Genomic DNA, 14,550 nt, shown 5'->3' on the forward strand with positions numbered 1-14,550 from the left:
CTTTGTGGCTTCTTGCTATAAAGAGGTTTTTTTGTATGAGAACCGTTGTTAGGTACATCTTAAGAAAAAGGAGATTAAATAATGGGAAAAAATGCAGAAATCATACTAGACATCAATGAAAAACCAAATACATCCCAATGGATTAGCCTAAGCATCCAACATTTGTTTGCGATGTTTGGATCAACGGTTTTAGTTCCGCTACTCGTGCATTTAAGTCCTGCAGTAGCACTTGCTTCGAGTGGATTAGGAACACTTGCCTATATACTTATCACAAGAGGAAAGGTTCCTGCTTACCTAGGTTCATCTTTTGCTTTCATTGCTCCACTAATAAGTGCAAAGGCATTAGGTGGTCCGGGAGCTGCCATGCTGGGAACCTTTTTTGCCGGAATCATTTACGGACTTGTTGCTTTACTAATAAATAAACTAGGATATAGATGGTTAATGAGACTTTTGCCACCGATCGTTGTAGCACCAGTAATAATCGTTATCGGTCTAGGACTTGCTGGAACGGCAGTAGGAATGGCAATGTACGAAAATCCAGGTGCACCTCAAGCAGATCTAATTTATAGTACAAAACATATCGTTGTCGCCCTCTGCACAATTGCAATCATCATTATTAGTTCAACATTTTTTAAAGGGTTTTTTCAACTAATCCCAGTACTCATAGGAATAATTGGAGGCTATATTATCTCTGTATTTGCCGGATTAGTAGATTTTTCAGGTGTCATTGAAGCGAAGTGGTTTGCATTACCAGATTTTGTTTTCCCTTTCATATCATATGAACCGACATTCTCTTGGCAAGTTGTGATGCTAATGGTACCTGTTGCCATTGTAACTTTATCTGAACATATTGGACACCAAATCGTATTGAGTAAAGTTGTAAACCGTGACTTAGTTGCGGATCCTGGTCTAGATAGTTCCCTGTTAGGTGATGGAGTTTCAATCGTTATCGCATCGCTAATTGGTGGCCCGCCAACAACTACTTACGGAGAAAATATCGGAGTCCTGGCAATCACTCGAGCATATAGCGTATACGTAATTGGCGGTGCCGGTGTTCTTGCGTTAGCTTTCAGTTTCATTGGAAAAATTAGTGCCCTATTGAGTTCCATCCCAACAGCTGTAATGGGTGGCGTATCTATCGTATTATTTGGAATTATTGCTGCAAGCGGTCTAAGAATGCTTGTTGAGCATAAAATCGATTTTGCAGATAATCGTAATCTACTCATTTCTTCCGTCATCCTAGTTGTAGGAATAGGGGGAGCATTCATTAGATTTACTGAAGGATTTGAGCTATCAGGAATGGCATTAGCTGCAATATTAGGTGTGATTCTAAACCTTGTCTTGCCTGGCAGACCGACAGAGGATTCAGAATTGGATCTGTTTAGTGAAATTGAAAATGAGTATTAACATATCACCTTTTAAGTGAAGTCCAGAGAGACTTACAAGGGTGTTTCATTCAATGTGTACATGAAGTTACACATTAAAAAAACGCCCTAATTTAAGATAGGGCGTTTTTTTTAAAAGGAGGAATTTACTTTGTGTCATTTATTAACAATGGCGGATTTAACAAATGCAGATATTAATGAAATTTTGCTAGAAGCTCAAATGTTTAAGGACGGCAGTACATGGTCATCGCCTAAAAAAATGTATGCAGCAAATTTATTTTTTGAACCAAGCACAAGAACGAAATGCAGTTTTGAAATGGCGGAAAGAAAGTTAGGGTTAGAAGTCATTCCGTTTGAAACTAGTACGTCTAGCTTGCAAAAAGGTGAGACATTGTACGATACAGTAAAAACACTAGAATCGATTGGTGTAAACCTAGCAGTTATACGGCATAATCAGGATCATTATTATAAGGAATTAGTACCAAAAATAAATATTCCGATTATTAATGGAGGGGATGGTTGTGGTCAGCACCCAACCCAATCATTACTAGATTTATTCACCATTAAACAAGAATTCGGTGGTTTCAGTGGCTTAAATATTACGATAATAGGCGATATCTCACATAGTCGAGTAGCCCGTTCAAATATGGAAGCTTTAACAAAACTAGGGGCAAATGTAGTGTTTTCGGGCCCACCTGAATGGTTTGACCACACATTTTCACTAGGAAACTATGTACCTATTAATCAAGCGATCGAACAGGCAGATGTTGTCATGCTTCTCAGAATTCAACATGAAAGACATCAAGGACAATCTACTTATACAGCAAAACAATACCATGAACAATATGGCTTAACGGTGGAACGCGAAAGCAGAATGAAAAACGGAAGTATTATCATGCATCCTGCACCAATCAATAGAAATGTTGAGATTGCTGATGAACTAGTTGAGAGCAAAAAATCGAGAATTTTTAAGCAAATGGCAAATGGCGTTTATATTCGTATGGCTGTCATTAAACGAGCATTAGAAAATTCAGTTAGGGGTTGTTTACATGAATTACATTATTAAAAACGGAAAAATTTTAGCAGGAAATGGAAAACAAATGCAGGCTGATATTCGTATTCATAACGGTGTAATCAAAGAAATTGGAGAACAGTTAGAAATATATGATGAAACGATTTTTGATGCAAATGGCAGTTTACTAACACCAGGATTTATCGATTTACATATTCACTTAAGGGAGCCGGGTGGTGAGCATAAAGAAACGATAGAAACAGGAACAATGGCTGCGGCTAAAGGTGGGTTTACTACCGTTGCATGCATGCCTAATACGAAGCCGGTTCCGGATACACCTGAACAAATGCAATGGTTGATGAACCGGATTGAAGAAACAGCCCATGTAAAGGTATTACCATATGCAGCAATTACAAAAGGTCAGTTAGGGGAAGAACTGACAAATTTTGCAGGATTAAAGGAAAATGGTGCATTCGCTTTTACTGATGATGGCGTAGGAGTACAAACAGCAAGTACGATGTTTGAGGCAATGAAACGAGCGGCTGCACTTAATATGGCAGTTGTTGCACACTGTGAAGATAATTCACTAATTTATGGCGGAGCAGTACATGAGGGAGATTTTTCTAAAAAGCATGACATTCCAGGAATTCCTTCTGTTTGTGAGTCCGTTCATATTGCAAGAGATATTCTCCTTGCAGAAGCTGCCGGGTGTCACTATCATGTTTGCCACATAAGCACAAAAGAATCCGTTCGCCTCGTCCGCGATGCTAAAAGAGCGGGAATTCATGTCACGGCGGAAGTCACGCCACATCACTTACTCTTATGTGACGAAGATATTCCAAGTCTTGATACAAATTATAAAATGAATCCGCCATTAAGAGGAAAGGAAGACCGCGAAGCACTTCTTGAAGGGCTATTAGACGGAACAATCGATTTCATTGCGACCGACCATGCGCCACACACAAGTGAAGAAAAAAGTAAAGGAATGAGCAGCGCTCCATTTGGAATTGTCGGTTTAGAAACGGCATTTCCACTACTATACACTCATTTCGTTGAAACAGGGATATTTACTTTAAATCAATTAGTTGATTGGCTAACGATTGCTCCAGCTAAGGCTTTTCAATTGTCATCCGGACGATTGGAAGTAGGAGCAGCCGCAGACATTGCGTTAATCAATTTAGAAAAAGAGATGGCCATCAATCCTTTAGAGTTTGAATCGAAAGGAAAAAATACACCTTTTACAGGATGGCATTGTAAAGGTTGGCCTGTTGCAACATTTGTAGACGGCGAATTGAAATGGAATGAAGGAGGTGCTGGAAAATGAAACGACAATTAATTTTAGAAGATGGAACAGTCATGATTGGAAAGGCATTTGGTAGTGAGATTGAAATGGTGGGTGAAATTGTTTTTACAACAGGGATGACTGGCTATCAAGAAACAATAACAGATCCATCATTTTGCGGCCAAATCGTTACACTAACTTATCCGCTTATCGGTAACTACGGAATTAATCGTGATGATTATGAGTCCATTCAACCATCAATTAAAGGGTTAATCGTGAAGGAAGCAGCTGAGTTTCCATCAAACTGGCGGAATGATATGAGTTTATCCGAATTTTTAAAACTTAAAAATATTCCAGGTATCTCTGGAATTGACACGAGAAAATTAACCCGGATCATACGTCAATATGGAACATTAAAAGGTGCCATTTGTCATATTTCTGCTAATCCAGCTGAAGTGATAAACCAATTAAAAAATCAAGAATTCCCTACTAATCAAGTTGAACAAGTATCGACCCAAAAAGCTTATCCTAGTCCTGGGCGTGGGCATCATGTCGTGTTAGTTGACTTCGGATCAAAACATGGGATATTAAGAGAACTTAATAAACGAGATTGTGATGTAACGGTCGTACCATATAATACAAGTTCAGCTGAAATTTTAGCATTAAAGCCGGATGGTGTTATGTTGTCTAATGGACCTGGTGATCCGAAAGATGTTCCTCAGGCAATCAAGATGATAAAAGAGTTAATAGGGAAGCTACCAATCTTCGGCATTTGTTTAGGACATCAATTATTTGCATTAGCATGTGGAGCTGATACGTATAAATTAAAATTCGGTCATCGCGGGGCAAATCATCCAGTAAAAGATTTACACACTGGAAAAGTATTTTTCACATCACAAAACCATGGATATGCGGTGAACGAAGAATCAATCCAAACAACACAATTACGTGTCACTCAAATAAATTTAAATGATCAAACAATTGAAGGACTTGAGCACCAAGTTCATCCGGTGTTTACTGTACAGTATCATCCAGAAGCATCACCTGGACCTGAAGATACGAATTTCTTATTTGATCAATTTTTATCACGAATCGAAGAATGGAAAGGAACGGTGAAACAACATGCCTAAACGTAAAGACATTAAAAGTATCTTAGTAATCGGTTCAGGACCGATTATTATCGGCCAAGCGGCTGAATTTGACTATGCAGGTACACAAGCATGCTTAGCACTTAAGGAAGAAGGTTACCGTGTTATTCTTGTAAACTCTAACCCTGCAACGATTATGACAGATACTGAAATTGCAGATGTTGTATACATCGAGCCTTTAACATTAGAATTCATCAGTAGAATTATTCGTAAGGAAAAGCCTGATGCCATTTTGCCTACATTAGGTGGACAGACAGGGTTAAACATGGCAATGGAATTAGCACAAGCGGGCATACTCGAGGAATGCAATGTGGAAGTGTTAGGAACAAAATTATCTGCCATTAAGCAAGCAGAGGATCGTGATGAGTTTCGCAGCTTGATGAAAGACTTAAATGAACCTGTACCTGAAAGTGATATTATTCATTCTCTAGATGAAGCATTCGAATTTGTGAAACATATTGGCTACCCAGTAATCGTCCGACCTGCATACACATTAGGTGGTACAGGCGGAGGCATTTGTGAAAACGATGAGGAATTAAAAGAAATCGTCACAAGCGGGTTAAATAACAGTCCAGTTCACCAATGTCTCTTAGAAAAAAGCATTGCAGGTTATAAAGAAATTGAATATGAAGTGATGCGTGATACGAATGATAATGCAATTGTTGTATGTAATATGGAAAATATCGATCCAGTAGGAATCCATACAGGTGACTCAATAGTTGTCGCTCCAAGCCAAACATTAAGTGATCGAGAATACCATTTACTTAGAAATGTTTCATTAAAAATCATTCGTGCACTAGGAATCGAAGGTGGCTGCAATGTGCAGTTAGCGCTTGATCCATATAGCTTTAATTACTATATCATTGAAGTAAACCCACGAGTTAGTCGCTCATCTGCTCTCGCTTCGAAAGCAACTGGCTACCCAATTGCAAAGCTAGCCGCAAAAATTGCAGTGGGATTAACTTTAGACGAGATGATAAACCCTGTAACAGGAAAAACATATGCATGTTTTGAACCGGCATTAGATTATATTGTTACGAAAATCCCTCGCTGGCCGTTTGATAAATTCGAATCAGCTAATCGTAGACTAGGAACACAAATGAAAGCAACAGGGGAAGTAATGGCAATAGGAAGAAGCTTCGAGGAATCATTATTAAAAGCAGTTCGTTCTCTAGAAAGCAATACGTATCATCTTGAACTGGCTGATGCAGATCAAATTAGTGATGAACTGATTGAAAAGAGAATTCGAAAAGCTGGCGATGAACGAATCTTTTACTTAAGTGAAGCACTTCGCAGAGGTGTGACAATCGAAACGATTCACGAATGGAGTCAAATAGACCTATTCTTCCTATATAAAATACAAAAAATTATCCACTTTGAAAAAGAATTAATCAATAAACCATTTGACAAAGAAACAGCTAAACAAGCAAAGGAATATGGATTTTCCGATCATAAGCTTGCGAGACTTTGGAATTCAGATGAGAAAACTGTTTACGAATGGAGAAAGCAACATCATTTAATCCCTGTTTATAAAAGGGTTGATACATGTGCGGCAGAATTCGAATCGGAAACACCGTATTTTTATGGTACGTATGAAGAAGAAAATGAATCGATCGTAACAGATAAAAAAAGTGTCGTTGTCTTAGGTTCTGGTCCGATCCGCATCGGGCAAGGTGTCGAGTTTGATTATGCAACTGTCCATTCCGTTTGGGCGATTCAAGAGGCAGGGTATGAGGCAATCATTATTAATAGTAATCCAGAAACGGTTTCAACCGATTTTAGTATCTCAGATAAACTATATTTTGAACCGCTAACAATTGAAGATGTAATGCATATAATCGACCTTGAAAAGCCTGAAGGGGTAGTCGTCCAGTTTGGTGGCCAAACAGCCATTAACCTTGCATCACAACTTGTGGAAAGAGGTGTCAAAATTCTCGGAACATCGTTAGAAAGCCTTGATCGTGCCGAAAATCGCGATAAATTTGAGCAAGCGTTGGAACAATTGAATATCCGTCAACCACTTGGAAAAACAGCCTTTTCAGTTGAACAAGCGGTAACAATAGCTAATGATATCGGTTATCCTGTGCTAGTTCGCCCTTCCTATGTATTAGGAGGCAGAGCTATGGAAATCGTTTATCACGAGCAAGAATTATATCAATATATGGAAAATGCTGTTCAAGTAAATCCGAATCATCCAGTATTAATCGATCGCTATTTAATTGGAAAAGAAATCGAGGTAGATGCCATTTCCGATGGAAAAGACATATTAATTCCGGGAATTATGGAACATATTGAACGTGCGGGTGTTCACTCTGGGGATTCAATCGCCGTGTATCCAACACAAAGTATTTCAGAGAGCATGAAGAATAAAATTGTTGAATACACAACGAAACTAGCAAAAGGACTTAATATAATTGGGTTATTAAATATCCAATACGTCATATCAAATGATCAATTATATGTGATTGAGGTAAATCCACGATCAAGTCGAACAGTACCGTTTTTAAGTAAAATTACGAATGTTCCGATGGCAAATCTAGCAACAAAAGTGATACTAGGTCAAAGCCTTCAAGATTTAGGTTACGGAACAGGCCTTGTTAAGGAGAAGAAAGGTGTGTATGTGAAAGTACCAGTTTTCTCTTTTGCTAAGCTTCGAAGAGTCGATATTACATTAGGACCAGAAATGAAATCTACTGGCGAAGTAATGGGGAAAGATATGACATTGGAAAAGGCATTGTATAAAGGCCTAGTAGCTTCAGGTATGAAAATTCAAAACTATGGAACGGTACTGTTTACTGTTGCTGATAAGGATAAAGAGGAGGCAACCCAACTTGCTAAGCGATTCGACGCAATCGGCTTTACGCTTATGGCAACAAGTGGTACTGCCGGTAGCCTTCAAGCGACAGGATTAAAAGTGGATGTTGTTGATAAAATCGGCTCAGATGGCGTTACACTGCTGGATGTTATTAAAAACGGAAAAGTTCAAATTGTCATAAATACATTGACAAAAGGAAAGCAGCCTGAGCGTGATGGATTTAGAATTCGCCGTGAAGCAGTAGAAAATAATATTCCATGTTTAACATCATTAGATACGGCTGAGGCCATCTTAAGGGTGCTTGAATCAATGACGTTCTCGTCAGAAGCGATGCCAGCAAATCAGATCAAAAAAGATGTGGTAACGATATGATTAAGCAAGAGAAGATGAAAATAAGCTCTCAGAGGGAAATTGCTTCGCAAATATTTGAATTAAGCCTTGAAGGTGAGCTTGTTAATGAAATGAAGCAGCCGGGTCAATTTGTTCACCTACGAATTTCGAAATCTATCGAACCATTATTAAGAAGACCTATCAGTATAGCTGAAATTGATCACACCAACAAAAGATTTACTATGATTTATCGGGCTGATGGGAAAGGAACACGTATACTTTCACATAAAAAAGCCGGAGAAACGATTGATGTTCTTGGACCTTTAGGAAACGGCTTTCCGATCGAAAGAAAAAAAGGTGAGAAAGCGTTGTTAGTTGGCGGGGGAATTGGCGTTCCTCCACTCTATGAATTATCCAAGCAACTTGTCAAACAAGGTGTTGAGGTTTTCCATGTATTAGGTCATGAAACGGCTAGTAAAGTATTCTATATGGACGAATTTAGTAGATTAGGAAAAACATATGTGGCAACGGTAGATGGTTCATTAGGGACAAAAGGCTTTGTTACGGATGTATTGGAGCAAGAAGATCTCTCCTTTGACTGTCTTTATTCATGTGGACCAATGCCGATGTTAAAAGCGTTGGAAAATAAGTACCCAGCAATTGAAGGATATATTTCATTAGAAAAAAGAATGGGTTGTGGAATTGGCGCATGTTTTGCATGTGTCTGTCATCTAGCAGATGATCCGTCTGGTACGAAATATCGCAAGGTTTGCAGTGATGGTCCGGTATTCAAAATTGGAGAGGTGATTATATGAGTCGCTTGAATATAGAATTACCAGGATTGTCGTTAAAAAACCCAATCATGCCCGCATCTGGATGCTTTGGCTTCGGGAAGGAATATAGTCAGTTCTACGATTTAAGTATCCTCGGTTCTATTATGATAAAGGCAACAACTTATGAGGCGAGATTTGGGAATCCTACACCACGTGTTGCCGAAACTCCTGCAGGAATGTTAAATGCGATTGGATTACAAAATCCAGGACTCCAATCAGTATTAGAAAATGAACTTCCATGGTTAGAACAATTTGATGTACCGATTATTGCGAATGTTGCTGGCTCTCAGACTGAGGATTATGTAGAAGTGGCGAAACAAATATCAAAAGCCCCAAATGTGAAAGCACTTGAGCTTAATATTTCATGTCCTAATGTGAAAACGGGTGGAATTGCTTTTGGAACAATTCCTGAAGTTGCTCATGATTTAACGAAACAAGTAAAGCAAGTTTCAGAAGTTCCTGTGTATGTGAAACTCTCCCCTAATGTTGCCAATATTGTTGATATGGCAAAAGCGGTAGAAGAAGCGGGGGCCGATGGACTAACAATGATTAATACGCTTCTCGGGATGAATATTGATATTCGCACAGGAAAGCCAATATTAGCAAACCGGACAGGTGGTCTATCTGGTCCGGCAATTAAACCGGTCGCAATCCGAATGATATATGAAGTTAGCCAACAAGTGTCAATACCAATTATCGGTATGGGCGGTATTCAATCTGTTGATGATATTATCGAATTCTTTTACGCAGGTGCTAGTGCAGTAGCAATAGGAACAGCAAACTTTATTGATCCATTTATTTGCCAAAAATTAATAAATGAATTACCAAATAAACTGGATGAATTAGGATTTTCACATATTTCGGAATTGATCGGAAGGAGCTGGGAAGATCATGATTAATACACCTATCATCGCATTAGATTTTTCTAATTATGATTCAACGATAGATTTTTTACGTGCGTTCGATTCAGAATCCCTTTATGTAAAGGTAGGAATGGAATTATTTTACCAAACAGGTCCAGAATTAATTGGAAAATTAAAGGAGTACGGTCATAAAATTTTTCTTGATCTGAAACTTCATGATATACCAAATACGGTTCATCATGCGATGAAGGGATTGGCACGTCTTGATATTGACATGGTAAATGTGCATGCAGCTGGTGGATCAAATATGATGAAAGCAGCTCTTACAGGACTCGAAGCAGGAACAGAAATTGGTAAAAAGCGTCCATTATTAATTGCTGTCACACAATTAACAAGCACTTCTGAAGAACAAATGAAAAATGAGCAGCTAATTGAACATTCAATTTTACATTCTGTTCTGCATTATGCCAAACTTACCTATCAATCAGGTTTAGATGGTGTTGTCTGTTCGGCAATTGAGGCAAGAGAAATTGAAAAGGTGACGAATAAAGAGTTTCTCCGCGTTACTCCTGGTATTCGCCTTGAGGAAGATTCTATCGATGATCAAAAACGAGTAGTTACCCCACAATCTGCTAGAAACATTGGTTCATCTGCGATTGTTGTTGGAAGAACTATCACAAAGTCGGCTGACCCACTGCAAACATATTTAAAGGTTAAACAATTATGGGAGGGAAATGGAAATGACTAATTCGAATTTAATTGCGGAACAACTTTTATCAATAGAAGCTGTATTTTTGAAACCTAACGATCCATTTACTTGGTCATCCGGAATTCTTTCACCAATTTACTGTGATAATCGACTTACCTTATCCTATCCTTCCCTTCGAAAAGAAATAGCCAAAGGATTAAGTGAATTGATTACTACTCATTTTCCAGATGTTGAAATCATCGCAGGTACGGCAACAGCAGGAATTCCTCATGCAGCATGGGTCAGTGACCAACTACAGCTTCCGATGTGTTATGTACGTTCAAAAGCGAAAGCACATGGAAAAGGAAATCAAATAGAGGGGAAAGTCTCTGAAGGTAAAAAAGTCGTCGTCGTGGAAGATTTAATCTCGACAGGTGGTAGTGTTATTACAGCTGTGGAAGCACTAAGAAGTGTCGGCTGTGAGGTATTAGGAGTCGTTTCTATTTTCACTTACGAACTTGCTAAGGGAAAAGAACAATTGAAGGAAGCGAAGATACCGGCATATTCATTAGCAACATATACAGAATTAATTGATGTCGCACTTCAAAAAGGTGTGATAGTAGAGGAAGACCTTGAAACACTTAAAGAATGGCGGGAAAATCCAACAGATTGGAAAAAATAATCGGAAAAGACTGTCTCAACAATAAATGTACCCTTTATAGTAGGGTACATTTTCATTATGAGGACTCTTCGTCATAAAGTCACTGCTGGGCAATCTGAATAAGGTTGCCACATGTATCATCGAAGACAGCCAATGTGACGTCGCCCATTTCTGTCGGTTCAATAGTAAACTTCACTCCGTGTTTTATTAATCGGTTGTATTCTTCGCGAACATCTTCAACGCCAAACATTGTTGCTGGGATGCCTTGGGAAAATATCTTCTCTTGATATTCTTTGGCGGCCGGATTGTCATTCGGTTCGAGCAAAAGCTCGGTTCCGTCTTGACCATCAGGAGAAACAAGAGCTATCCATCTAAATTCTCCGACAGGAACGTCATGCTTTTTTATAAAGCCTAACGTTTCTGTATAAAACTTCAATGTCTTATCTTGATCTTGAACGAAGATGCTGGTAACAATAATTTTCATAATGTATTTGTCTCCTTTGATCTTTGGTACTTTTATTATAATCTAGTTTGTACTATTGTAATACAAATTTAAAATGTCCTAAGGACTTATAAGTTGTTTAATTCTAGAAACATGAATCGTGCATTGAAGGAGTTTGAGATGAAAAAAGGGAAAATACAATTGAAACCAAGACTTTTATCATTTAACGTTTTCTGTATTCTCATTTTAGGAACTGCATTTTATTATTTTCAGCATGCAAGTGGACAAGAGGTAAAAGAATCGAATCTAAAATATGGTAATAATCCGAAGCAAACATTAGATATCTATACACCTAAAAATCAAAACGGGGAAAATCTACCCGTTATTATTTATGCACATGGTGGTGGATGGAGAGGTGGGGATAAAAAAAGCGTTTCAGATAAACCTAATTTTTTTACTGAAAATGGTTATGCATTCATTTCAATTAACTATCGTTTATCTCCAGAAGCAAGCTATCGGGAAATGGCAAATGACGTTTCCAATGCGATAAAATGGGTGTACGACAACGCCGACAACTATCATTTTGACCGAACTAAAATAAACTTGATTGGCCATTCTGCCGGCGCTCATTTAATATTGCTAGTCGTTACAAATCCTCATTTTTTGAGTAATGTGGGACTTTCATACAAATTGATTAATTCAGTTGTAGATATAGAAGGCCCGCTTGATTTAACAGATTTTATCAAAAGATTTGGTACTTACAAAAAGGTATTCGGAAACGATCAAAAAGTATGGGAAAAAGCCTCACCAATTACTTATGCATCAAATAAAGATCTTCCGCCAACGTTATTGATTGATCATGGAAATAATGGTATAGGTAAATTTTTGGATACAACAAAAAAATCCGGTAACAAAGTAGCCAGTTTTAAAGCACGAACTCTTTCCCATAGCGAATTAACCGAACTTCTCGGAACATCCAAAAACGAAGAAGCAACCAATATGACCAATGCAGTGATCAAATTTTTAGAAAAATACAACTAAAGATGAATTCATATTATCAGTATAATAACTTAATAAAAAACCTGAGTCCCGTAATCATTTCTTTATAAATGTTCCCTTCACCTTTTCTACTTATTGTCAGACGTAATTATGTAAAACATCCAGTTTTTAAGTTAAAAAGGAAGGCTAGTACATAATAGAAATTTAGTCTGTTCATACTAATGTAGATTCTAAGGAGGGAATTATTAATGGAGATTCCTGAAAGTGTAGGGGGAAAAGGCGGTAAGGAGAAGGAAAAGAAATTAGCTTGGTGGCAGCTTTCCCTTATTGGGGTAGGATGTATTATTGGGACGGGATATTTCCTCGGTTCTGGAATTGGGATTAAGCTGACGGGAACCTCAATTCTTATTACCTTTTTGTTAGCTGGAGTTGGTACATATATTGTAACGGATGCCTTAACAAAAATGTCTGCTAAGGATCCTCAAAAAGGGTCGTTTCGTTCGTACGCTAAGAAAGCATTTGGTCCATGGGCGGGTTTCAGTAGCGGGTGGGTGTATTGGTTTTCGGAAATGTTAATAACCGGGAGTCAGCTAACTGCACTTTCAATTCTAACTCGTTTCTGGTTTCCTAACACTCCATTATGGTTATTTGCAACTGGATATGCGATTCTTGGAATCGTAGTGGTGATTATAGGAACAAAAGGCTTTGAACGGGCTCAAAATGTTTTTGCTATAATTAAAGTTGCTGCTATTTTTATGTTTATTATTTTAGCAATTGCTGTTCTCTTTGGATTATTTGGAGGACACCATCACGACTTTACACTGCCGAAAACTCGAAAGGAATTCTTGCCGAATGGAATGAAGGGGTTATGGTCATCGTTGATTTTTGGATTTTATGCATTCGGTGGGATTGAAATTATGGGGATTATGGCGACAAGATTAAAGAAGAAAGAAGATGCGAAAAAGTCAGGGACCATTATGTTAATGATATTAACCCTCATATATTTCATCTCACTTATTTTAGCAACAGGTCTAGTAACCGCCAGTTAATTTTATTCAAAGGAGAGTCCCTTTGTTATTGCTCTTGATCAATACAATATTTCCTTTTTTCCACATTTATTTAATGGGGGAATTATTATCGCCGGTTTTTCAACGATGGCCGCTTCGTTATTTGCTGTGACAAGTATGGTTGTAACATTAGCAGAAGATGGTGATGCACCTAAAGTATTTGCTAAAAAGGGGAAATTAAAGGTCCCTCCATTTGCATTATGTCTCACCATTTGTGGTTTGATTGTTTCAATCATTCTTTCTCGTGTTATGCCGGATCGTGTATATGAATACATTACAACGGCTGCAGGATTAATGCTCTTATATAACTGGTTTTTTATTCTTATTTCTTTTCCAAGGTTTATTAAGGCTTCTGGTTTTGATCATGTAAAAAGATTTACAGGTATGGCTTTGATTTTGTTTGCAGTGAGCGGAACATTATTTCATAAGACAAGCAGGCTTGGATTTTTTGTCAGTCTCTTATTTGTTGCTCTTATTGTTGTAGTTGTGCTTATCATGCATTTTGTTAAGAGAAGGAAAAAAAGTGATAATTTATATCCACAAGGTATATAAAATAAGCTCCGCCTATTAATAAGGTGGAGCTCTACTTATGTACATGATATCCAAAATGAAGACCAAACCCTATTAAGGACTTATTCAACCACTTAAATAGTTCTATTCGTGAAATGAGATACCTACTTCTATTTTTTGTAAGAATAAATGAAGGTTTTAAGCGGATATTATACATACAAAAGTTCATTTTTAGGAGTGACATCAATGCCAATATATGTTTATCAAACATTTGAAATAAAGCAAGATAAATTTAAAGAAGGAATTGAAAATCTTAAAGCAATAAAAAAATTTAGGAATGAAAATTATAATCATCAGGTGGAATTATTAACTCCAATAACAGGAAATGATCATACATATGCACTTGTTTCTATTTATGATGGACTTGCCGAAATGGAATTACAAGATAAAAAGATGTTCGAGGATGAGAGCTATTTGGAGTTAATAGGTGAATTTTTTTAGAAAATATTATACAA

The 14,550-nt window shown here is 37.7% G+C and carries 12 protein-coding genes and 1 pseudogene; 12 read left to right on the forward strand and 1 reads right to left on the reverse strand.

Translation table 11 applies throughout. The features are described from left to right. Positions 1-81 precede the first annotated feature (81 nt). The 9 genes from MKY81_RS12760 to pyrE all read left to right on the forward strand — a co-directional run bounded on the left by MKY81_RS12760 (position 82) and on the right by pyrE (position 11,038). Positions 82-1,407, forward strand: a complete 1,326-nt coding sequence (locus MKY81_RS12760) for a solute carrier family 23 protein (RefSeq protein ID WP_108070684.1) — start codon at positions 82-84, stop codon at positions 1,405-1,407. 129 nt (positions 1,408-1,536) lie between these two features. Continuing rightward, positions 1,537-2,451, forward strand: coding sequence for an aspartate carbamoyltransferase catalytic subunit (locus MKY81_RS12765; protein ID WP_066230123.1), 915 nt, complete (start codon positions 1,537-1,539; stop codon positions 2,449-2,451). Continuing rightward, the gene (locus MKY81_RS12770) at positions 2,435-3,721 is read left to right on the forward strand and encodes a dihydroorotase (RefSeq protein ID WP_107920588.1); all 1,287 of its coding nucleotides are present in this window, start codon (positions 2,435-2,437) and stop codon (positions 3,719-3,721) included. Before MKY81_RS12765 ends, MKY81_RS12770 begins: the two co-directional genes overlap by 17 nt. Then, positions 3,718-4,809: a carbamoyl phosphate synthase small subunit gene (locus MKY81_RS12775; RefSeq protein WP_066230127.1), complete on the forward strand. Its 1,092-nt coding sequence runs from the start codon at positions 3,718-3,720 to the stop codon at positions 4,807-4,809. Before MKY81_RS12770 ends, MKY81_RS12775 begins: the two co-directional genes overlap by 4 nt. After that, entirely contained in the window at positions 4,802-8,014 is a 3,213-nt protein-coding gene (gene carB / locus MKY81_RS12780) for a carbamoyl-phosphate synthase large subunit (protein ID WP_066230132.1), read from the forward strand. The genes MKY81_RS12775 and carB overlap by 8 nt, the downstream gene beginning before the upstream one ends. Further along, positions 8,011-8,787, forward strand: a complete 777-nt coding sequence (locus MKY81_RS12785; RefSeq protein ID WP_107920589.1) for a dihydroorotate dehydrogenase electron transfer subunit — start codon at positions 8,011-8,013, stop codon at positions 8,785-8,787. The genes carB and MKY81_RS12785 overlap by 4 nt, the downstream gene beginning before the upstream one ends. After that, a complete protein-coding gene (locus MKY81_RS12790; protein WP_107920590.1) occupies positions 8,784-9,704 on the forward strand; it encodes a dihydroorotate dehydrogenase in 921 nt (306 codons plus the stop codon). Before MKY81_RS12785 ends, MKY81_RS12790 begins: the two co-directional genes overlap by 4 nt. Continuing rightward, positions 9,697-10,416, forward strand: coding sequence for an orotidine-5'-phosphate decarboxylase (pyrF, locus tag MKY81_RS12795; RefSeq protein WP_066230139.1), 720 nt, complete (start codon positions 9,697-9,699; stop codon positions 10,414-10,416). The genes MKY81_RS12790 and pyrF overlap by 8 nt, the downstream gene beginning before the upstream one ends. Continuing rightward, positions 10,409-11,038: an orotate phosphoribosyltransferase gene (gene pyrE, locus MKY81_RS12800; protein ID WP_235598295.1), complete on the forward strand. Its 630-nt coding sequence runs from the start codon at positions 10,409-10,411 to the stop codon at positions 11,036-11,038. Before pyrF ends, pyrE begins: the two co-directional genes overlap by 8 nt. Positions 11,039-11,117: 79 nt before the next feature. Here pyrE and MKY81_RS12805 read toward each other — a convergent pair whose 3' ends face one another. Beyond that, a complete protein-coding gene (locus tag MKY81_RS12805) occupies positions 11,118-11,501 on the reverse strand; it encodes a VOC family protein (RefSeq protein WP_066230144.1) in 384 nt (127 codons plus the stop codon). A gap of 138 nt (positions 11,502-11,639) precedes the next feature. Between MKY81_RS12805 and MKY81_RS12810 the strand changes: the two genes are divergently transcribed. The 3 genes and pseudogenes from MKY81_RS12810 to MKY81_RS12820 all read left to right on the forward strand — a co-directional run bounded on the left by MKY81_RS12810 (position 11,640) and on the right by MKY81_RS12820 (position 14,536). Further along, the gene (locus MKY81_RS12810) at positions 11,640-12,500 is read left to right on the forward strand and encodes an alpha/beta hydrolase (protein ID WP_341117984.1); all 861 of its coding nucleotides are present in this window, start codon (positions 11,640-11,642) and stop codon (positions 12,498-12,500) included. Between the two features lie 206 nt (positions 12,501-12,706). Then, positions 12,707-14,077, forward strand: a pseudogene (locus MKY81_RS12815) (amino acid permease). Positions 14,078-14,281: 204 nt separating this feature from the next. Next, the gene (locus MKY81_RS12820) at positions 14,282-14,536 is read left to right on the forward strand and encodes a hypothetical protein (RefSeq protein ID WP_244913439.1); all 255 of its coding nucleotides are present in this window, start codon (positions 14,282-14,284) and stop codon (positions 14,534-14,536) included. The last annotated feature ends 14 nt before the right edge of the window (positions 14,537-14,550 follow it).

The organism is Heyndrickxia sp. FSL W8-0423 (assembly GCF_038009395.1).
GTDB classification, from domain to species: domain Bacteria; phylum Bacillota; class Bacilli; order Bacillales; family Bacillaceae_C; genus Heyndrickxia; species Heyndrickxia sporothermodurans.